We start from the raw sequence: 21,115 nt of genomic DNA, 5'->3' as shown, positions 1-21,115 counted from the left end.
AACGAGTGCGTACCCCGGAAAGCCATCCCTTTCCGGTCAAACTGCCCAGCCAGCCGATCCTTCGGGGATCCTAGCCAGCCAGGCGTCCTTTTTTGGGGGCCCACTGGCTATGAAGACCAGGCGACTTTTCAATCTCTTGCTGGCGAGTACCGCGATCGGCGGGACGATCGCTCTACCGACTTTCGCCCAGACACCTACGGCACAGGCTCCGGCGGCGCAGACGCCGACCGCACCCAACGCCACCGGCAACACCACGCCGCCACCGCCCGCCTCGCAGTGGCCCGGCACCACCACGATACCCATCGTCACGCCCGGCCAGCCGGTGCCGACGCAGCTCGACGCCGTGACAACGGCCGCGACGCGCACGCGCCGTCCACTGGACGACGTGCCGGCCACCGTCTCGGTCATCACCACCGAGGACATCGACCGCGAGAACATGCAGGACGTGCGTGACCTGGTGCGCAACGAGCCCGGCGTCACCGTCGGCAACAACCCGTTCCGCGCCGGCTACCAGAACTTTCTCATTCGCGGCATCGGCGGCAACCGTGTGCTGCTGATGGTCGACGGCATGCGCATGCCCGACTTCCCCGATTCCAACCAGGGCGCCGGCACCTATACGCGCGAGCAGCCCGACCTCGAGGACATCAAGCGTGTCGAGATCATCCGCGGCCCCGCGTCGGCACTCTACGGCTCCGATGCGATCGGCGGCGTGGTCGCCTACACGACCAAGGATCCCGGCGATTACATGATCGGCGGCAAGAACGTCTATGCCAGCATCAAGGGCGCCTACTCCGGCGCCAACCAGCAGTTCGCCGAGACCGCGACCGGCGCGGTGAGGGACGGCAACGTCGAGTTTCTGGGCATCTACACCCGCCGCGACGGCCACGAATTCTATCCGGCGCAGTCGTCGCTCGGGCCCAACCCGACGAGCTTCTACAACAACGACTTCCTGGCCAAGCTGGTGCTGCGGCCGACCGACGTCGACACCATCCGCATCACCGGCGGCTACACTCAGGGCCAGCAGAGCACCCAGGTCCTGTCGGGCGTCGGCAACTTCTCGAGCCTGTTCGCGCGCATCTTCGACGAATGGGGCCAGGACTACACCCAGACTTACCGTATCAGCGGCCAGTGGGTGCACAACGCTCCGATCGGTTTCATCGACCGCATCGACTTCATGGCCTATTTCAACTCGGTCTACACGCAAGCTGACACGTACCAGCTGCGCGGTGCCTTCAATGGCGCCATCCCGACCAACGCCCGCACCTCGCAGTTCTACTACACGCAGAATGTCGCCGGCGCCGAGCTGCAGATGAACACCGACACCCTGCTGTGGGGTGCGCGCAACATCTTCACCTACGGTCTTTCCTTCGCCTACACGACGACGACGCGGCCGCGCGATCGTTGGCAGATCACGCTGGCGACCGGTGCGCGCACCAAGGTCGTGGCGGGCGAGACCTTCCCCAACAAGAACTTCCCTGACACCGACACCGTCCAGGCCGGCGCCTACATCCAGGACGAAATCACCCTGCTTGGCGGTCAGCTCAGCCTGCTGCCCGCCGTGCGGCTGGACTACTACCAGCTCACCCCCAATGCCGACCGCTACTTCTGGAACTCGACCGGCGCCACGTTGAACGTCGTTCCGTCGGCGAGCACCTACGTCTCGGCCTCGCCCAAGTTCGGCGCGATCTACCGCTTCTCGGACAACTATTCGTCCTACTTCCAGTACGCGACCGGTTTCCGCGCGCCGCCCTACGACAACGCCAACTTCGGCTTCACCAACACCGCCTCGTTCTACCAGATCCTGCCCAACGCCAACCTCAAGCCCGAGACGGCCAACAGCTTCGAGGTCGGCTTCCGCGGCAAGTATGCGACCGGCTCGAGCTGGCAGCTCACCGGCTTCTACAATCTCTACAACAACTTCCTGGAGACGGTGACGGTGGGCCAGGTCGGCCCGATCACCCAGTTCCAGTACGTCAACCTCACCAACGTGACGATCTGGGGCGTCGAGGCGCGCGGCGAGTACCGCTTCACGCCGCAATGGTCGGTGCTGGGCTGGACCGCCTTCGCCCAGGGCACCGACACGCGCACCGGCCTGCCGGTCGATTCGGTCAGCCCATGGGCGACGCAGGCGCGCGTGCGCTACGGCTCGGACGAGGGCTTCGTGGCGCAGCTGATCGGCACCATGACGGCGCAGCATACCCAGATCTCCAACCAGACCTATTTCCAGACGCCGGCCTATTTCAATCTCGACGCCACCGTCGGCTACGTCTTCAAGGACCATTTCAAGATCAACGCCGGCGCCTTCAACATCACCAACGCCAAGTACTGGAACTCGGCCGACGTGATCGGGCTCGCCTCGACCAACCAGCAGCTCGATCTCTACGCCCAGCCCGGCCGCTATTTCGGCGTCAACCTCACGGCACGATGGTAATCCCGGCCCATACAGCCGAGCGACTGCCGGCGCCATCGACACGCCCCCCGCGCGTGCCGATGGCGTTGTCGCTTGCGTTGCACGGGGCTGCCGTCCTTCTTCTTTTCGCCGCCGGCGCCGCGGGCAGCATGGGGTCCCAGGAACCCGCGCTGCTGGTCGAGCTGGCGCTCGTCGGCCCTCCCTCGGACAAGACCGATGCCAACGAGCCGGCCAGCGAGGTCGCAATCGAGGTGCCACCGGCCGAGGAACCGCCGCCCATCGACTTCTCGACGATGGTGACGCCGATCGAGCTCGTGCCCTCGCCCGAGCCGCCGCCCGTCGACTTTTCCGAGCTGAAGCCGGTCGAGCCGCCCAAGCCGCCGCCCCCTCCCAAGCCGCAACAACAACCGCAAAAGCAACAAGCGGCACAGCAGGCGACGCCGAAGGCCGCGCCGTCGCAAAATTTCGGTAACGCGGGTGCCGCACAACAGGCCGCTGCCGGATTCCTGCCCACGCCGGCAATCGTGTGGGAAGGCAAACCCAGCTATCGTCATCCACCGACGCCGCCAGCCTACCCGCCACGCGCCGTCGAGCTCAATCAACAAGGCGAGGTCCTGGTGCGTGTGCGCCTCGACCCCGAAGGAACGGCCGTCGAGATCGTCGTGCATCGGCCGAGCGGTTACCAGATGCTCGACCGCGCCGCGGTTGCGGCCGTGAAGAGCTGGCATTTCCTGCCGGCCGTACGCGACGGACGGCCGGTCTCGGCCTGGGTCGAGATCCCTGTGCGTTTTTATCTGCGTTAGACAAAGGAGACCCTCATGCTCTCGTCCGCCAATGCCGACCTTGCGGCCCGATGGAGCCGCCTGCGCGGCGAGCAGCCCACGCTGCGCATCCGCGACGCCGCCGCGACGCTGGGCGTCAGCGAGGCCGAGCTGGTGGCGCTCGGCGTCGGCACCACGGCGACGCCGCTCGCCGCCGATTGGCAGTCGATCCTGTCGCAGATGCCCGCGGTCGGCCGGGTGATGTGCCTGACGCGCAACGAGCATTGCGTGCACGAGCGCCATGGCCGCTTCGAGGACGTGCAGGTTACGGGACCGCACGGCCTGGTGCTGGGCCCCGACATCGACCTGCGCCTGTTCCTGGGAAGCTGGAAGCATGGCTTTGCCGTGCGCGAATCCGTGAAGAGCGGCGAGCGGCTCAGCCTGCAGTTCTTCGACAAGACGGGCGAGGCGGTGCACAAGATCTACGCCACCGACGAGACCGACCGGACGGCGTTCGACGCCCTGATCGCGCGCCATCGCGCCGAGGCATCGGGCGAGCTCGCCGTCGCTCCGCGCGCAGCGGAGACGGTCGATCGTCCCGATTCGGAGATCGACGTCGAGGGCCTGCGCCAGGCCTGGCGGGCGATGAAGGACACGCACGAGTTCTTCGGCATGCTGGGCAAGTTCAAGGTCGGCCGCGTCCAGGCGCTGCGCCTGGTCGGCGAGGAATTCGCCCGCGAATTGCCGTCGCGTGCGCTGCGCTCGGCCATGGAGATGGCGAGCGCCGACGGCACGCCGATCATGATCTTCGTCGGCAGCGGCGGCTGCATCCAGATCCATAGCGGGCCGATCAACCGCCTGGTCGAGGTGCATGGCTGGTTCAACGTGCTCGATCCCGCCTTCAACCTGCACCTGCGCGAGGCGGGCGTGGCGCGCGTCTTCTCGGTGCGCAAGCCGACCGACGACGGCGTCGTCACCTCGATCGAGGCGTTCTGCAACAGCAATCGCAACATCCTGCTCATGTTCGGCGAACGCAAGCAGGGCAAGCCCGAGCTGGAGCCCTGGCGCAGCATCGTGGCGCGCATCGAGAAGCAGGCGGCGTCGTGAGCTGGACTATCGGTCGGCGCGGCGCCGCCGCCCTCGGACTGGCGGCGCTCGTCGCATCGCCGCTACGCGCGCAGCAGAAGGCGCCGCGCATCGTCTCGGTCGGCAGCGCGCTCACCGAGGTCTTTTATGCGCTGGGCGCGGAGAACCTGCTGGTCGGCGTCGACACGACCAGCCTCTATCCGCCGCAGGCGAAGTCGCTGCCGCAGGTCGGCTACATGCGCGCGCTCTCGGCCGAGGGCGTGCTGTCGCTGAAGCCGACCTTGATCATGGCGACCACGGGCGCGGGACCCGCTTCGACGCTGGACCAGCTCAAGGCCACGGGCATCGAGGTCGTGATCCTGCCCGATCGCTACGACTACGACAGCGTGGTCAAGAAGATCGAGGCCGTCGGCAAGGCCACCGGCAAGGCCGCCGAAGCCGACGCGTTGATCGCGCGCGGCCAGGCGGACATGAAGGCCTTGTCCGACCGCCTGGCGTCGACGCCCAACAAGCCGCGCGTGCTGTTCCTGATGTCGATGAGCGGCGGCGCCCCGCAGGCCGCAGGCCGCGACACCGCGGCGGACGGCATCATCCGTCTCGCCGGCGGCGTCAACGCCATCGACGGCTATGCCGGCTACCGGCCGCTGACGCCCGAAGCAGTGATCGCCTCGCGCGCCGACTACATCCTGATGCCGCGCCAGTCGGTGGAATCCCTGGGCGGCGTCGACAAGGTGCTCGACCAGCCGGCCATCCGCCAGACGCCCGCCGGCCGCGCCGGCAAGGTCCTGCAGTTCGATATCCTGCTGTTGCTGGGCTTCGGCCCGCGCACGCCGCAGGCCGCGACCGAGCTCGCCGCGGCACTGCATCCGGAACTGGCGAAGGCGAATTGATTCTTCCGAAGACGCCTCTTGCTCCCCCTCCTTCATGCTCCTCTCACCGTTGGGAGCGAGGTTCTTCTGTCATCCTGAGCGCAGCGAAGGATCTCATGCCGGTAGCAAACGGCGATGAGGTCCTTCGCTGCGCTCAGGACGACATGATGAACCTCGCTCCCAAAGGGAGAGGAACATGAAGGGCGTAACACCCCTCGCCATCGCTCCATGACCCTCACCCTCAAACGCCCCATCCCCCTCTTCGCTCTCGCCGCCGTCGCCAGCATCGTCGGTGGCCTGTGCGTCGGCGCCTTTCCGGTCGGCTTCGCCGACCTCCTCTCGGCACTTGGCCTGTCGGCCAAACCGATCGACGACACGACGTCCATGGTGCTCTACGCCATCCGCGCGCCGCGCGTGCTGGCGGCGTTCTGCGTCGGCGCGGCGCTGGCCGCAGGTGGTGCGGCCCTGCAGAGCCTGTTCCGGAATCCCCTGGCCGATCCCGGCCTGCTCGGCGTGTCGAGCGGCGCGGCGCTCGCCGCCGTGTCGGTGATCGTGCTGGGCGAGAAGGTGATGCATATCGTCCCGCCCGAGCTGAGGCCCTGGCTGCTGCCGGTCGCCGCGTTCGGCGGCGGCCTCATATCGACCACGGTCGTCTACCGGCTGGCGGCGCGCGAGGGCATCACCTTGGTCGGCACCTTGCTGTTGGCCGGCATCGCCATCAATGCGCTGACCGCGGCCGGCATCGGCATGCTGGTCTTCGTGGCCGACGACCAGCAGCTGCGCACTCTGATCTTCTGGACCATGGGCGGCTTCGGCGGCGTCACATGGGCCTCGATCGTGCCCGCCCTCATCGTCCTTGCCATCGCCGTGCCGACCCTGCTGCCGGTCGCGCACCTGCTCGACGCCCTGGCGCTGGGCGAACGCGAGGCGGGCCACGTCGGCGTCGATGTCGAACGGCTGAAGCGCCGCCTGGTGGCGCAGGTGGCGCTGGCTGTCGGCGCGGGCGTGGCGATCTCCGGCACGGTGGGCTTCGTCGGCCTGATCGCCCCGCACATCGTGCGCCTGCTGCTGGGCCCTGCGCACCGCACGCTGCTGCCGGCCGCAGCCCTGTTCGGCGGCGCCTTCCTGGTGCTGGCCGACGCGCTTGCCCGCACCATCGTCTCGCCCGCCGAATTGCCGATCGGTGTCTTTACCGCCCTGGTCGGCGGCCCCTTCTTCCTCTGGCTGCTGGCCGGCCGCGCGTCGCGGGAGGGACTGTGAGCACGCTGCAAGCCCAGGCGATCGAGGTGCGGGCCGGCGCCAAGTCCCTGATCGCCGACGTCTCCCTCACCGTCGAGCCCGGCGAATTCCTGGCCGTGATCGGCCCCAACGGCGCCGGCAAGAGCACACTGCTGGGCGCCCTCGTCGGCGACAGGCATCTAGCCAAAGGCCACGTGCTGCTCGACGGCAAGCCCCTGCCGCGCTGGAACAAGCGCGAGCTGGCGAAGCGGCGCGCCGTGCTGCCACAGCATTCCAACGTCGCCTTCGACTTCACCGGCCTGCAGGTTGCCATGCTGGGCCTGCTCGCCTATCGCGACCGCCTGTCCGAGCCGCAGATGCGCGGCCTGGCCGAAAAGGCGCTGGGCGAGACCGAGGCGCTGGCCTTCGCCGACCGGCCCTACACCGTGCTGTCGGGCGGCGAGCGCCAGCGCGTGCAGCTCGCCCGCGTGCTGGTCCAATGCGATGCCGACACGGCCGGCACGCCCTTCCTGTTGCTCGATGAACCGATCGCGGGCCTCGACCTCTCGCACCAGCATGCCGCGCTCGCCAGCGCCCGCCGCCGCGCCGATCGCGGCCTCGGCGTGCTGGCGGTGCTGCACGATCTCAACATGGCGGCGCGCTACGCCGATCGCGTGGCGATCATGGAGCAGGGTCGCGTGACGGCCTTGGGAAACAGCGATGCCGTTCTCGAGCCCGCTCGGCTGTCGGCAGTCTTCGCGACGCCTATCGTGCGCGTTGAAGCAGACGGAGCATCGGCTTTTCTGAGTCTGGGTCGCTGAGCGCGGCGCTTTGCCTTGCGGGGCGCGGGATGCCGGAAAGCCGGGCCCGCCGGCGATCGGCTTCGTACTGCTCTTTCGACACCATGGGAGAAAAGACGCTTCGATCCTTTGGGTCGAACTCCGCTCGACGCGTAGAGCTCGAGTCGCCGCCACAGTTGAGCAGCACCTGCCATCTTCTGGATGGTCTTTCCGAGGCATTCATGACGGCTCCTCCTGCAAGCAAGGGGAGTGCGTCCGGTATCGCGCCGATTGAGTCGCATCGACACGCCGGGTGACCCCGGCAATCGTCATGCGTAAGCCGTACTCTTTGAGGATTGAAGACGCGTTCCGATGGAGGCCCGCAAACCCCACGCGTGCGAGCCTCTTTCCACACACCACGGACACGGTAACTCACGTTTGCAGCCGCTCTCGTGACCTTTGTGTGATGTAGCAACCCCAGCTGCAGTACGTCTGAACGTCGGATCACCTCATCCTGAGGAGGCGCTAGGCGCCGTCTCGAAGGATGGGCAACACACAGGCGGTGCTCGTGCCCACCCTTCGAGACGCGGTCCTGCGGACCACTCCTCAGGGTGAGGTCATCAGTCTAAGCACCATAGTCCGCCGGAGGCCGTCGCGAACGCGTCGCCTTCAAAATGAGATGGTCGAGCGACACCGGCCCCGGTCCCGCGACGGCGAGATAGCCGAACATCACGAAGTAGGAGATCTCCTCGAAGCCGAGCAGCGTCTGCAGCGAATCGACGTCGCCCCATTTGGCCGAGGCGATGGCCACCAGCATGATGATCATCATCGGGATGGAGACGATGCGCGTCAGCAGGCCGACCAGCAGCAGCAGGCCGCCGACGAACTCCATGCCCGAGGCGACCGGCGTCAGGATCTCCGGCGCGGGGATGCCCCATTCGCGGAAGTTCTCGATCATGCGCGGCAGGAAGTTGAGCTTCTGCCAACCCGTCCACAGGAACACCCAGCCGACAACGATGCGTATGGCAAGCGGCGGCAGCCAGGTGAGATAGGCCACGACGAGGCGCGGCCAATCGTAGAGGACCGTGATCAATGCGTTCATAGGCTGGCATCCTGCTTAACGTAGGCGCGGGCGTCCGCAGCATGCGAACGCCCGCTGCCGTATCTGGTCCGACTTACATCACCTTGCCGCCCTTGGCGGTGCAGTCCTTGGCATCGGCCGCCTCGGTGAAGCCCTGGCCCTTGCAGGCGTTCTGGCCCTTGCAGGCCGAGTTGGCCGTCTTGCAGGCGCTCTGGCCCTTGCAGGCGTTCGAGGCGCCGCACTTCACGCCGGCTGCGAAAGACGTCGACGCAAAGCTCGTGGCAGCGAAGACCGAGACGGCACTGGCGATCAGCATACGCTTGTTCATGGAGACCCTCCTGGTTGGGCGGGCCAACGAGCCCGCATGTGGTCATTCGCAGCGTCAGGCTTCTACGTTACAGACGGCGCGTGGATTTATTGGTGTAATGTTTCGCTCCCCGCACACGAATACGTGAAAGACCGAGCTCGTTGTCCAACCCGACCGATCTCTCCGCACTGATGCGCCGGGCAAGGCAGGGTGACGATGAGGCCTATCGACGGCTGCTCGGCCATGTCTCGCTGTGGCTGCGCGCCGTCGTGCGCCGCGGATTGATTGCGGCGGGACGCGGCCCGGCCGACAGCGAGGATGTCGTTCAGGAGGCACTGCTTGCCATGCATCTGAAGCGCGACACCTGGGACGAGACGCAGCCGATCGAGCCGTGGCTGCGCGCGATCGCGCGCTACAAGCTGGTCGATCATCTGCGCCGGCGCGGCTTCCATGATCACCTCGATATCGAGGACTACGCCGAGGAGATCGCCGTTGCCGTCGATCCCGACGCCGCGGTGGACTCCGGCGCGCTGCTGGCCGGCCTGCCCGAACGCCAGCGCCGTATCGTCGAGGAGATTTCCCTGGAAGGACGGCGCGCCGCTGAAGTTGCGGCAAAGCTCGGCATGAGCGAGGGCGCCGTCCGCGTCACCCTTCACCGCGCGTTGAAAGCGCTGGCCGTTGCCTATCGGCGAGACCGACCATGAAGACCGACAAGCTGATCGACGCCCTGGTCGCCGACCACGCGCCACGCGGCAAGCCGCTGCGCTGGGCGCTGGCGGCGGCACTGCTGGCGGGAGGCCTCGTGTCGTTCGCCTTTTTCCTCGCCACTCTCGGCGTGCGCGCCGATATCGAGCCGGCGCTCGGTACCTGGCGGTTCGACCTCAAGGTCGGCCTGGTGCTGCTGGCCCTGGGGCTGGCCTTCAGCCTGTGCATCGTGCTGTCGCGTCCCGTGGCGCCGGCGCAACCCGGCCGGCTGCTGCTGCCGCTCGCGGCGCTCGCCGTCCTCGCGGTTGCGATCGAGCTTTCGGTCCTGCCCAGCGTTTCCTGGTCGAACCGGCTGGTCGGCAGCAATGCCATGGTCTGCCTGGTCGCGATACCGGCGCTGGCGATCGTGCCGCTGGCCGCGGTGCTCGCGATCCTGCGTGCGGGTGCTCCCGCCTCGCCCGCGCTCGCCGGTGGCGCGGCGGGCTTGCTGGCCGCCGCTGCCGCGGCCGCGCTCTACGCCTTTCACTGCTTCGACGATTCGCCGCTGTTCGTCGTCACCTGGTACGCGCTCGCCGCCTTGCCCGTCATCGCGCTAGGCGCCGTCGTCGGTCACCGCCTGCTGCGCTGGTAGGCGCGGGCCTCCGGCGACAGGAGCCGGCAGGCCATCGAGCCAACGCCGGGCGGCGCCCACGCCCTTGAACAACCGAAGCGGCCTCTTCGCCGACGCCAGGATGCCGATGAGCCGTGCCACCAAGGTCGGCGCATCCTCCGGCTCGTCGTCCCGCGACATGCCGCCGGGCAGGACGATGGCCGCGGCGCCGACCGAACCGGCATGCAGGCTCCGGACCCTCGCGCCGATGGCCAGCAGGTCGATCGCGCCCAAGGCGAGCCTGCCCGTCCTCGCGTCAACGAGCTTGCGGTAACCCAAGGCCTTGGCGCCGATCACGGCATCGAGCATGCCGTCGATCTCGGCGCGCGTGAGAGGGCCCTCGACCGTCAGGACGATCAGGCGCTGGCGCGAATCGATGAACCAGTGCAGCCCCACGCCGCCACTGTACGCGAAATCGCTTGGCTACGAATAGCACTTCAGTTATTATAGTTATGACAAAGGACCGTGATTTGGACGGCAATGGCGATTGTCGCGGATGTCCCCATTCAGCGGACACGCAACGGTCGCCGGCAGCGACAAAACAGGAAGATGGTACAATGACTTAGGCTTTGATTCGGAGGCGAAAATCGAGCTCGATCCCAGTCCTCGATTGTCGCCTCCGTCGACCATCGACCCGCAACCTTTTGGGGGCCCAGTGATCCACCGCGAATCAATGTCGAATCCGTCATAAACCCGCCGGATTCCGTGGGCGTTATGGGGCCTCAAAACAACAATCGGAAGGCCATGGGCGACCGCCCTACACTGATCCTGACGACACGATTGGGCGTACGGCCGCTCGGCGTACGCGGCGATGCCCTTCACAACGTGGCGGGGCAGTTGCTGGCCGTTATCCGCCGACGCCTGGGCGAGGGACCTGCCAACCTTCTGGCCGAGCCGCAGCTGCGTGAGGGTGGCGACGGCATCGACTGGTACGCCGCCCGCTCGGGCGAGGTCCGCCGGTTCGCCGATCTCAGCGAGACCGAGCGCGCCGCCACCCTGGAAACGGTGGAGACACGTCTCGCCGCCATCCGCTCGCTGGGCGCGGTGCTAAAGGAGTCGACGGGCAGCGAAGAGGCGCGCCTGATCGGCCGCTCGCTCGAACTTTCCACGGCGCGTCCGTCCGACGACTTCATCTTCCTGGTCGATGGCGAACCGGTGATCGCCGCCTGGGGCTACGAGGCCGACGCTGTCGCAGGCCTTTCCTCCTTCGCGCCACCGCCGGTGCCGGCGCCAGTGAGGCCCTCGCCTGCGGTGATGGCGAGCGCGCCCGCCGCCCTGCTGCCCGCCCGCCTTGCCTGGGCGCCGTGGCTGAGCGCCCTGCTGTTCGGCCTGCTGCTCCTGCTGCTGCTCCTGATCACTTCGTGGCTGTTGCGCGCCTGTGCGCCGGTCGATCCCTCGCTCAACATCGCGACCTTGGAGACGCCCGCGCCGCCCGCGCCGGAGGCTCCGCCGGATCCCACGCCGCTCCTCAAGGCCTCGCTCGATTCGGAGCAGGCCGACCAGGGCAAGCTCAAGGCCGAGCTCGCCGCGCTCGAGGCAGAGCTCAAGGACAAGGTGGCGATGTGTAAGCCGATCGAGCCGCCCAAGCCGCCGCCTCCACCGCCGCCGCCGGTGGCAAAGGCGCCACCGCCCCCGCCGCCACCACCGCCGCAACAGCAGGCCGCGGCACCACAGGCCCCGCCCGCGCCGCCGGTCAACCGGCCGCCGCCAGGCCAGCTTCCCTGCAACTGGTCAGGCGATTCGGGCGGCGAGGGCGTCACCCGCAACCGACACTATCTGGGTGACAGGCCCGGTTTCGTGGCGATCAACTACAACCTGTATGTGAAGCCCGACGACATCAAAGTGATGTATCGTGGCCAGAACATCGCCGGCACCGGCGGGCCGCGCAGCGGACGCGGCGGCTTCGGGTTCAACTGGAACCCGGTTCCCGGGGATTATTCGGTCGACGTCATCGTAACAGGGGAGATGTGGGGTACACGCTGGACGTACGCCATGGTCTGCCCCCGCTGAGGATCCAGGATGGCCGCAGGTCCCCTTCTCGTCAGTGAACCGCTGCAGCGCTATCGCGCGCTGGGCCTTGCGGGCGACCCGGTGTGGCGCGCCGCTGGACAGCTGCGCACGGCCATCGCCCAGCGCCTGTCGCGCCGTCACGCCGACCTGCTCGCGATTCCCGAAGTCGATCCGACCGGCCAGCGCATCGATTGGTACGCGCCGTTCGAAGGCCAGTCCCGCAAGCTCGCCGAGCTCGACGACGGCGAGCGCCAGGCGATCCTGAGCGAGGTCCATCGCCTGCACGGCGAGATCACCGGTCTCGCCGATTCGATGGACGAGCCACAGCGCTCGACCGCCGAGCGCAACTTCGCCCGCCTGCTGCGCCACGCGCTGACAGCGCCCGGCGAGGACACGCTCTACGTCGTCGACGGCAAGCCGGTGATGACCTTCTGGGGCTTCTCGGCCGACGCCAACCTGCCCGGCGTCTTCCTGGCGAGCCCGCCTGTTTCGCCGCGCGCGGCCGTTCGTCCGCAGCCGATGCCGGAAGCCATAATGGCTTCGGCGCCTGCCGTCGTCGCCGCCGGCACGCGTTCGGTGTGGTGGCAGTGGCTGCTGCTGGCCGCACTGCTGCTGCTGTTGCTGGCGCTGATGGCCTGGCTGGTGCGGCCTTATCTGCCGCACCTGGAGCCGTGGCTCGAGGCCGAGGCGCGCGACCGGGCGCTGAGCCTCGCCGTGCGCCAGCCGGTCGAATTGCAGAAGGCGCGCTCCGACACCTTGCAGCAGGAGAACGAGAACCTGCGACTCGAACTCGCCCGTCTCACCAACGAGGCGGCACGCCGCGGCGGCGATTGCGCGGCCGCAATCGTCGTGCCGGGCGGTGTCGTTGTCGCCGATTCAAATGCGCCGATCGAGCGCAGCGCCGCCCCAGACGCGCCGCCGGCCGGAGCCGACGTCAACGTGGCCGACAAGAACGCGGGCAAGGACCAGCCGCAGGGCAAGGGTCCCGACGACAAGAACGTCGACAAGGGCAACAGGAAGGGCCCTGACGACAAGGGTCCTCAGGATAAGGGGCCTCAGGACAAGGGCGGCAACGACAAGAACATGGCCGGCAAGGACGAGTCCCAGAAGGATGGGCCCAAGAAGGACGAGCCCAAGCCCATGACCGTGCCGCCAGAAGCCAAGCAGAAGGGCGACCTCGCCTTCCTCAAGGGCGACTGGCGCTCGCGCACCGGGCTGGCCACGGCCACCGGCGAACGTGACCTCAGGCCCAACTACAATCTGGATGACAAGGGCAAGGGCAAGGTCAGCTTCGTGCAGAAGAACGGCACGACCTGCGAGGCGCCGGCCGAGGCGCGCTGGGACGGTTCCAAGCTCGTGATCGAGGAAAAGGCCAATCCCAAGTGTGCCGACGGCAAGACCTATGCCCGTAATACGGTAAACTGCGAAGTCGGCCAAGACGGCGTGGCCAAGTGCACCGGGAGTCAACCGGGTGACAATCGCAGCTACAACGTCCAGTTCGGCCGTTGACTCCTTGGATTTGTGGCACATTTTGACCTGACATGAGCGACCTTGCCCGCCTGCCGAGCTATCCCAGCCCGACGACGCTGATCGCCCGTTCGGGTATTCAGTTCCTCGATTTCGGCTTCGACCCCGTGCGCCTCAAGGTGCGGGAATGGGGCTTCCATGACGCCGCCACCAACAAGGTCGTCGACGACCTGGTCCAGCTCGACTTCGACGAGGTGCGCGGCCAGTACGAGGTGGTCGAGAACGGCCGCCGCCGCGCCGCCGAGCCCAACCTCGTGGTCACCGCCAAGGACGCGCTGGCGCCCTTCCTCGACAAGTGGGTGCCGGTGCCGTTCCTGCAGGTGCGGCCCAACAACCAGTTCCGCGAAGGCCCGGCCGACTGGGCGCGCGTGCGCGTGGTCGATCTCGAGGCACGCTATGGCGCGGGTTATCGCGACGAGCAGGGCCATCGCTATCGCTGTGTGCTCGCCTTCGATACCGGTCTGATCGCCGAGGCCGAGGGCCGCGCCTATCTCGCGCCCTCGCCCAAGGACGTGACATCGGGCGCGCTGTTCGCGCTCGCACCGCAACAGCGCGCCAACCATTGGCTGCTGCGCCAGAGCTGGATGACGCAGTGGCTCGAGGAGCTGTTCCGCGAGCTGCATCCGCGCGCCACGCTCGAGGAGATCGAGGGCGACATCAAGCAGAAGCCGCAGGAAGCGGTGGCGCGCTATCTCGCCTTCCTCGGGCTGCTGGCCGACGCCGTTCATTTCCCGCCGATCAAGCTGGTCGGCGATGCCGAGCGACCGGGCCGCGGCGCCATCGAGGTCGACCTGGTGCTCGATGTCGGCAACTCGCGAACCTGCGGCCTCCTGATCGAGGCGGCGGGCGAGTTGGGCGTCAACCTGAACGACTCCTATGAGCTCGCGCTGCGCGACCTCTCCCATCCCGAGGTCGTCCATACCAAGCCGTTCGAATCGCGCGTCGAGTTTGCCCAGGCCTGGTTCGGCAAGAACCACCTGTCGCGGCTGGGCGGCCGCGCCGATGCCTTCGTCTGGCCGACCATGACTCGTGTCGGCCCCGAGGCGACGCGGCTGGCCGCGCGCCGTCGCGGCACCGAGGGCAACACCGGCATGTCGAGCCCCAAGCGCTACCTGTGGGACGAGGAACCGCAGGCCCGTGAATGGCGCTTCAACATCGCCTACGCCCAGGACCAGACGGCGATGCCCGCCGCCGCCGGTCCGATGGCCCAGCTGGTCAACCAGAAGGGCGAGCCGCTGCACCTGGTCGAGCCCGAGGCCGACAGCGCCGATCATCTGCCGGTGTTCGAGCCGCTTTATTCGCGCTCCTCGATCATGACCTTCGTGCTGAGCGAGGTGCTGCTGCAGGCACTGACGCTCATGAACTCGCCGCAGCAGCGCGGTCGTCGCGCCCATGCCGAGACGCCGCGCCGGCTGCGCCGCATCGTGCTCACTTTGCCGACCGGCATGCCGCTGGCCGAGCGCCTGATCTTCCGCAAGCGCGCCGAGGCGGCGCGCGATCTCGTGTGGATGATGCTGGGCTGGAAGCTCGACGATCCCGCAGCGCCGGCGCCGCGCGTGCTGACCGATTGGGACGAGGCCTCCTGCACGCAACTCGTCTATCTTTACACCGAGGTGGCGCGCAATTTCGGCGGCGATGCCCGCCGCTTCTTCCAGGTCACCGCCAAGCCGCGCGGCAAGCAGTTCGACGGCAAGCTCTCGATCGCCAGCATCGATGTCGGTGGCGGCACCACCGATCTGATCATCAACTCCTACGGCCTCGAGGGCGCGGGCACGTCGGTCACGCTCTTCCCCGAGCAGAAATTCCGCGAGGGCTTCAACGTCGCGGGCGACGACATCCTGCTGCGCGTCGTGCAGGGCCATGTCCTGCCGCCGGTCGAGGCGGCGATGCGCGCCGCCGGCATCGCCAACCCCACCGACCTGATGGCCGAGCTCCTGGGCGGCGATCGCGGCGGCGAGGACGTGATCCAGCGCAACCTGCGCCAGCAGTTCGCGCTCCAGGTCGCCCATCCGATCGCGCTGGAATTCATGCGCGCCGCCGAGGACTACGACCCGACCTCGGGCGTGGTGGCGGCCGAGCCGCGTGGCTACGATTCCTTCTTCCCCAACGGCTCCAAGCCTTCCGAGGAAGTCGTCACCTTCGTGAACGAAGCCGCCCGCAAGCGCGGCGCCAAGGGCTTCGACCTCAAGGCCACGGTGTTCCCGGTCGACCTGCCGGGCATCGACAAGACGGTGCGCGCCGAGATGGGCCGCGTGCTGGCGCCGTTGGCCGAGATCGTCCACGCCTACGATTGCGACGTGCTGCTGCTGTCGGGCCGGCCTTCGCGCCTGCCCGGCATCCGGTCCCTGGTGATGGAGCTCCTGCCGCTGCCGCCCGAACGCGTGATCTCGCTGCACGAATATAGAGTCGGCGCCTGGTACCCGTTCCGCGATGCCCGCCTGCGCGTGGAGGATCCCAAGACCACGGTGGCGGTCGGCGCCATGATTGCCGCCTTGGCGCAGTCCCAGCTTCCCGACTTCTCCTTCCGCTCCGATCTCCTGCGCTCCAAGAGCATTGCCAAGTTCATCGGCAAGCTCGATGGCGGTGGCCGCCTGCAGCGCGAGGACCTGGTCTATCGCGACGTCGATCTCGACAATCGCGAGTACGAGCTGCCGGAGATCGCCTTCGAGTTCCGCGGGCCCATGTGGCTCGGTGCGCGCCAGATCGACCTGGTGCGCTGGCCGGCGGCGCGTCTTTACGCTCTGGAGTTCGCCAAGCCGGAATATGCCGAGCGTCATGCGCGCGAGACGCCGTTCAAGATCGCGCTGGCCCGGGTGAAGCCCAAGGACAAGGATTCGGGTGACGTCGAGCGCTTCCGCCTGCGCCAGGTGACCAACCGCGACGGCCGTGCCGTGGCGCTCGATCGCCTGACGCTTCGTCTGCAAACCCTGCCGCGTCGAGAGGGCTACTGGCTCGACACGGGCATGCTCAAGACCGGGTAACGCGTAATGGATACCGTCGATCTCAAACTGGCCCAGGATTGCGAAGCGTTGGCGGTTTCCGCCAGCGAGGGCGTGACGTGGCTGAAGGGCGCCGCGGACGAGTCTCCCACGGTGGCCCAGCAGGCGCCGTCGCTGATCAGCGAGCTGCAGAAGGTCCGCAACCAGAGCCGCAAGCTGGCACGCGCCGCGCGGCGGCGCATGTGCGTGGGTGTGTTCGGTCCGAGCCAGGCCGGCAAGAGCTATCTCGTCTCCATCCTGGCGAGCCGCGACGGCCGGCCGATGCAGGCTCGCTTCGGCGAGAAGAGCTACGACTTCCTGCGCGAGATCAATCCGCCGGGTAACCGCGAATCGACCGGCCTGGTGACGCGCTTCGGTCTCGGCCTCAGCGCCGGCGACGCGGCGTTCCCCGTCCGCGTGCGGCTGCTGACGCAGACCGACATCGTGAAGATCCTGGGCAACTCCTTCCTGCTCGACTTCGACCATCAGAAGGCGGCGTTCGAGCGGCCCGATGGCGCGGCGATCCGCAAGCGCCTGGCCGAGCTGCGCGCCAAGGCCGCTGCGCAGCCGTACGGCGACCTCGATTCCGACGACGTCCTGGACCTGATCGAGTACTTCGACACTTTCTTCGCCGGCGTTACCGCCGAGCTGCGCACCGACTACTGGCGCGAGGCGATCGATCTTGCGCCGCGCCTGTCGGGTCACGACCGCGCCCGGCTGTGGTCGGTGCTGTGGTACGACTTCCAGCCGTTCACCGATCTCTACCTCACGCTCTACGACGGCTTGCAGAAGCTCTCCTTCGCAGGCGAGGCGTCGCTCGGCATGGACGCGCTAATCCCGCGCGAGAAGAGCATCGTCGACGTGCTGACTCTCGACAAGCTTGGCGCAGATGACGCCGACACCCTGCTGGTGCGTCCCAAACATACCGACGGTCGCGCCCTGCCCGACGCCGAGCTTCCGCGCTCGCTGATCTGCGCGCTGACCGCCGAGCTCTCGGTCGCCATCGCCGAGAAGCCCTGGGACTTCTTCGACCACACCGACCTTCTGGACTTCCCGGGCGCGCGCTCGCGCTTGAAGCTCGCGAACCTCACCGACGTCGCCAAGGCCAAGGGCGTCGCCGAGGGCGCCAACCCGCTGCGTGAGCTGTTGCTGCGCGGCAAGGTCGCCTATCTGTTCCAGCGCTACTCTGCCGAGCGCGAGCTGTCGGCCATCCTGCTCTGCATCCCCGACGGCAACCAGGAGGTCCGCGACCTCTCCGATATGATGTCGGCCTGGATCGACCAGACGATCGGCGCCACGCCGGCCGACCGCGCCAAGCAGAAGAACGCGCTGTTCCTGGTGCTGACCAAGATGGACCGCGAGTTCGAGCAGAAGGCGGGCGAGACCGAGGAATCGAGGAAGCTGCGCTGGTCGGCCCGCCTCAACAACTCGCTGATCAACAACTTCCGCGGCGAGTGGCCGGCCAATTGGGACAGCAAGCCGTTCGACAACACCTTCTGGCTCAGGAATCCGACCGTCATCGACGAGCGGCTGATGGACTATGACGGCGGCCGCGAGCAGGGCATCGCCGAGACCTTCGCCGAGCGGGCGCGCGAGCTGCGCGGTCATTTCGTCGCCAATACCGAGGTGCGCCGGCACTTCGCCGATCCGGCACGCGCCTGGGACGAGGCCTTCAAGGCCAATGACGGCGGCGTGTCGTATCTCGTGAAAAGCCTGATCCCGGTGTGCGATCCGGCGATCAAGCGCGCCCAGGTGCGCGGCCAGCTCGAAGTGCAGATCCATCGCCTGGTCGACCGGCTGGCCGGCTTCCACAGCGCCGCCGACGGCGATTCGCGGGCCAAGAAGCGGGACCTGGTGCACACCGTGCTGCGCGGCCTGGCGAGCTGCATCCAGCAGCAGCTCTTCGGCGAGCTGATGGCGGCGCTGCAGATCGCCGACTCCGCCCTGCGCGAGATCTATTTCCGCATCTCCACCGCGCGTCCCTCCGACGAAGCCAACGGCCGCAACGGCAAGCCGACGTCCCAGGTCGCGCAGTCGACTGGCGCCGCCGTCGATCTCGGCGCCATCTTTGCCGACGTGTTCGGCGAGGAGGCCGGCCGCTCGGCGCCGCCGTCGGGCGTGCTGGAGGACCGCGCCGAGCGCTTCGCCCGCGAAGCCGCCGACTACTGGCTCGAGAACATGCGGCGCGTCGGCGCCGACGAGAAGGCGCTGTCGCATTTCGGTGTCGACCGCCAGCATCTCGGCTGGCTCATCGACGAGCTGATCGTCGGCGCCCATCGCCTGAAACTCATCGACCAGCTCAGCCACGAGGTGCGCGAGCTGGAGAATGCGGCCAACGCCAAATGGGAGGAGATCGCCGAGCGCCAGGTACGCACTGCCTCGTCGGCATTGAACGGCTATGTCAGCGCGCTGGGCTTCGACCATCTGCCGCTCGACCAGCGGCCCGGCCTGCCGCCGCATGCGCCGACCAGGCGGGTGTTCGAGGGGCCGACGGTGGTGAACGGCATGCCGCAGCTCCTGGAGAACCCGCAGCCGATCTACGCCGACTACTGCAAGGACTGGATGCGCGCCTTCCTGCAGCTCGCCATGGACAATGTCGGCTACGAAGGCGGCCGCGAGATCTCGCCGGAGCAGAACGACCGGCTGGGCGCCATCCTGCGCGCCGTGCCGGCCTAGTCCTTCACCATGCCCGTCCGCGCCTCCGTTGAAGCCCTGGCCGAGCCCGGTCACGCCATCCTGCGCGTGAGCGAACTCGACGCCGCGCCCGACGGTCTCGCGCTGTCGATCCAGCGCCAGCAGGGACCCGACTCGCATCTCGCCGACGACGGCTGGCGGCGCACCGAGGCCTGGCTGCTGCCCGAGCATGTCGAGCGCCGCCGCGACGTGTTGGAGTTCCATCTCGGCCCCGAAATCTGCGATCGTCTGGCCGGCATCGCCACGGTGCGCGTGCGCGTGAAGGAGCCCGACATCGGCGTCGTCGGCACGACCGTCGTCGCCTGGCCCGCCATGTTGACCTCAGGCGCGCTCGATCCCTCGCGTCGCCTGGACGACGAGACGGTGCGCCTGCGCCGCGCCCAGCCGAAAGCCGCGCCCGAACCCCCGCCGCCCGAGCCGGAGCCGGAGCCCGCCCCCGAACCGCCGGCCCCGCCCTTCACGCCGCCGCCGCGACCCGAGCTGCGCGCCTCGCGCGCGCTCGATCCGAAACCGGAGCCGTCGGGCCGCGCTGGCTGGCTGATCGCGGCCCTGGTCCTCGTCGCCCTCGCGGGCGGCGGCTATCACGTCTACACGACCTACTTCCAGAAACCCGCGCCCGTGGTCGCCGCGGCACCCGCCACGCCAACGCCGGCACCTGCGCCCGTACCTGCCGCGAGCGCGCCGGGCAAGTCGGTGCGCGACATCGTCGGCGAGTATCTCGCGACCAAGCCCACGCCCGAGGCCATGCTCGCCAAGGCGCGCGACTACGCCAAGGCCGGCGAGATGGGCGCGGCCTTCCTGGTGTTCCGCCGCGCCGCCGAGACCGGCAACGTGCCGGCCCAGCTCGAGCTCGCCCAGTTCTACGATCCGCTGACGGCGCCGCCCAAGGCAGGCTTCACGCCCGATGCCGCGCGCGCGGCCGAGTGGTACGAGCGCGCCGCCCTCGCCGGCTCGCCCGAGGCGCAGCGCAAGCTCGGCCTGCTGCTCGCCAAGGGCGGCGCCAACCTGCCGGTCGACGCCGCCAAGGCGAAGGGCTGGCTGCAGCAGGCGGCCGCGCAGAACGACGCCGACGCCAAGAAGGTCCTCGACGCCCTGCCGAAATAGCGGGCACGCAAATTGCTGTAAGCTCCTGCGTATCGGGACTCGGGAGGCTCGCGTGAAACCCAGGCTGATCCGGCTGGCCGCCATCGCCCTTTCTGGCATGGCCATGCTCAACGTGCACAGCGCCGCCGCGCAAGGTGCGATCGACAACAGCGCGCTGAGTTTGCCCGCATTCCGCGAGCACAAGCGCACCTTTGGCCTCGTCTATACGCTGCCGGCCGAGGTGAATGATCTTCTCGCGCGGACGATCGGCGGGCTGCTGCGAGAAAAGCTGCTGAACACCAAGCTCTACGACGAAGCCCTGCGCTTCAACATCCCGCACGTCACCGTCCTGCACATTCACAACGCCGACCCGACGACGCCGGACAGGATGCTGAAGGCGTTGCCCAAGCTGCCGGCCGCTCTGAACGTAACGCTGAAGACCTTCTACACGACGGAAGCCGCCAAGGGCGCGGGCCATCCCTGGTGGCTTGATCTCGGGATCGTGAAGGAGGGCCAGAGCTTCGAGGCCATGATGGCGTTCAACACGGTTGCCACCGCAGCCCTCACGTCATTGCGCGACGGCCCACTGCCGCGCGTCACCGGGCCGGTCTATGCGGTCATGAGCGACGCCGCCAAGGAGCTCGTTCAGACCGTCGGCGTGAGCGGCTTGAACGTCGTGAAGGACGGCAAGGAACTGCGCGCGCACAATCCGCACAACACGCTGGTATACTCCATGGCTAGGTTCACGCCGGAGATCCAGGCGGCCTTCAACCAGACCGCGGTGGAATTCAACGAGATCCTGCCGAACGGGATTGCGACGTCGTTCAAGACGGTGTCCATCGTCGAACTGGGCTTCGCCGGCAACGTGCTGCGCGAGATCTATCGCATCAGCCTCGAAGATGGGTCCGTGCTCAACGTCGCGACGGGAGCGACGGCTTCGAAGTGAGCCCCGTCTAGC

Annotated in this window: 17 protein-coding genes; 14 read left to right on the top strand and 3 right to left on the bottom strand. The window is 67.9% G+C overall.

Annotated features, from left to right (window positions below; genetic code table 11):
- The first annotated feature begins 109 nt into the window (after positions 1 to 109).
- The 6 genes from RSO01_RS21985 to RSO01_RS21960 all read left to right on the top strand — a co-directional run bounded on the left by RSO01_RS21985 (position 110) and on the right by RSO01_RS21960 (position 7,165).
- The gene (locus RSO01_RS21985; RefSeq protein WP_147151605.1) at positions 110 to 2,431 is read left to right on the top strand and encodes a TonB-dependent hemoglobin/transferrin/lactoferrin family receptor; all 2,322 of its coding nucleotides are present in this window, start codon (positions 110 to 112) and stop codon (positions 2,429 to 2,431) included.
- A gap of 59 nt (positions 2,432 to 2,490) precedes the next feature.
- Positions 2,491 to 3,213 carry an energy transducer TonB gene (locus tag RSO01_RS21980; protein WP_170303259.1) on the top strand — a complete coding sequence of 241 codons (723 nt, stop codon included), beginning with the start codon at positions 2,491 to 2,493 and terminating at the stop codon, positions 3,211 to 3,213.
- A 15-nt stretch (positions 3,214 to 3,228) separates the two neighbouring features.
- A complete protein-coding gene (locus tag RSO01_RS21975) occupies positions 3,229 to 4,278 on the top strand; it encodes a hemin-degrading factor (protein WP_147151603.1) in 1,050 nt (349 codons plus the stop codon).
- Entirely contained in the window at positions 4,275 to 5,147 is an 873-nt protein-coding gene (locus tag RSO01_RS21970) for a heme/hemin ABC transporter substrate-binding protein (protein ID WP_170303258.1), read from the top strand. The genes RSO01_RS21975 and RSO01_RS21970 overlap by 4 nt, the downstream gene beginning before the upstream one ends.
- A 207-nt stretch (positions 5,148 to 5,354) precedes the next feature.
- Positions 5,355 to 6,386 carry a FecCD family ABC transporter permease gene (locus RSO01_RS21965; protein ID WP_147151601.1) on the top strand — a complete coding sequence of 344 codons (1,032 nt, stop codon included), beginning with the start codon at positions 5,355 to 5,357 and terminating at the stop codon, positions 6,384 to 6,386.
- Positions 6,383 to 7,165, top strand: coding sequence for a heme ABC transporter ATP-binding protein (locus tag RSO01_RS21960; RefSeq protein WP_170303257.1), 783 nt, complete (start codon positions 6,383 to 6,385; stop codon positions 7,163 to 7,165). The genes RSO01_RS21965 and RSO01_RS21960 overlap by 4 nt, the downstream gene beginning before the upstream one ends.
- 583 nt (positions 7,166 to 7,748) lie before the next feature.
- On the opposite strand, the gene RSO01_RS21955 is transcribed toward RSO01_RS21960, so the two are convergent.
- Positions 7,749 to 8,225 carry a DoxX family protein gene (locus RSO01_RS21955; RefSeq protein ID WP_174825945.1) on the bottom strand — a complete coding sequence of 159 codons (477 nt, stop codon included), beginning with the start codon at positions 8,223 to 8,225 and terminating at the stop codon, positions 7,749 to 7,751.
- 73 nt (positions 8,226 to 8,298) lie between these two features.
- Complete coding sequence (bufA2, locus tag RSO01_RS21950) at positions 8,299 to 8,532, bottom strand: BufA2 family periplasmic bufferin-type metallophore (protein ID WP_147151600.1); 234 nt, start codon at positions 8,530 to 8,532, stop codon at positions 8,299 to 8,301.
- Between the two features lie 140 nt (positions 8,533 to 8,672).
- Between bufA2 and RSO01_RS21945 the strand changes: the two genes are divergently transcribed.
- Together RSO01_RS21945 and RSO01_RS21940 are read left to right on the top strand one after the other, a co-directional pair.
- The gene (locus RSO01_RS21945) at positions 8,673 to 9,215 is read left to right on the top strand and encodes a sigma-70 family RNA polymerase sigma factor (protein WP_246158665.1); all 543 of its coding nucleotides are present in this window, start codon (positions 8,673 to 8,675) and stop codon (positions 9,213 to 9,215) included.
- A complete protein-coding gene (locus tag RSO01_RS21940; RefSeq protein WP_147151599.1) occupies positions 9,212 to 9,847 on the top strand; it encodes an NrsF family protein in 636 nt (211 codons plus the stop codon). The genes RSO01_RS21945 and RSO01_RS21940 overlap by 4 nt, the downstream gene beginning before the upstream one ends.
- Here RSO01_RS21940 and RSO01_RS21935 read toward each other — a convergent pair.
- Positions 9,809 to 10,261, bottom strand: coding sequence for a hypothetical protein (locus RSO01_RS21935; protein WP_147151598.1), 453 nt, complete (start codon positions 10,259 to 10,261; stop codon positions 9,809 to 9,811). The genes RSO01_RS21940 and RSO01_RS21935 overlap by 39 nt on opposite strands.
- A gap of 348 nt (positions 10,262 to 10,609) precedes the next feature.
- Here RSO01_RS21935 and RSO01_RS21930 point away from each other — a divergent pair, with 348 nt between their 5' ends.
- Genes RSO01_RS21930 through RSO01_RS21905 form a run of 6 tightly spaced genes read left to right on the top strand, consistent with a single transcriptional unit; the run spans position 10,610 to position 21,103 of the window.
- Entirely contained in the window at positions 10,610 to 11,875 is a 1,266-nt protein-coding gene (locus RSO01_RS21930) for a hypothetical protein (protein ID WP_147151597.1), read from the top strand.
- Positions 11,876 to 11,884: 9 nt separating this feature from the next.
- On the top strand, positions 11,885 to 13,384 hold the full coding sequence (locus RSO01_RS21925) for an SrfA family protein (protein ID WP_147151596.1): 1,500 nt from the start codon (positions 11,885 to 11,887) through the stop codon (positions 13,382 to 13,384).
- 32 nt (positions 13,385 to 13,416) lie between these two features.
- Positions 13,417 to 16,383 carry a virulence factor SrfB gene (locus tag RSO01_RS21920; protein WP_147151595.1) on the top strand — a complete coding sequence of 989 codons (2,967 nt, stop codon included), beginning with the start codon at positions 13,417 to 13,419 and terminating at the stop codon, positions 16,381 to 16,383.
- Between the two features lie 6 nt (positions 16,384 to 16,389).
- Positions 16,390 to 19,056 carry a virulence factor SrfC family protein gene (locus RSO01_RS21915; protein WP_147151594.1) on the top strand — a complete coding sequence of 889 codons (2,667 nt, stop codon included), beginning with the start codon at positions 16,390 to 16,392 and terminating at the stop codon, positions 19,054 to 19,056.
- A gap of 9 nt (positions 19,057 to 19,065) precedes the next feature.
- On the top strand, positions 19,066 to 20,178 hold the full coding sequence (locus RSO01_RS21910; RefSeq protein WP_147151593.1) for a tetratricopeptide repeat protein: 1,113 nt from the start codon (positions 19,066 to 19,068) through the stop codon (positions 20,176 to 20,178).
- Between the two features lie 52 nt (positions 20,179 to 20,230).
- Positions 20,231 to 21,103 (top strand): hypothetical protein, encoded by an 873-nt coding sequence (locus RSO01_RS21905; protein ID WP_246158663.1) that lies wholly within the window; start codon positions 20,231 to 20,233, stop codon positions 21,101 to 21,103.
- Positions 21,104 to 21,115: the final 12 nt, after the last annotated feature.

Origin of the sequence: Reyranella soli (genome assembly GCF_007992495.1) — a bacterium.
Lineage (GTDB): Bacteria > Pseudomonadota > Alphaproteobacteria > Reyranellales > Reyranellaceae > Reyranella > Reyranella soli.
The sequence above is the reverse complement of the archived record's forward strand: the minus strand, read 5'-3'. Positions and strand labels throughout refer to the sequence as shown.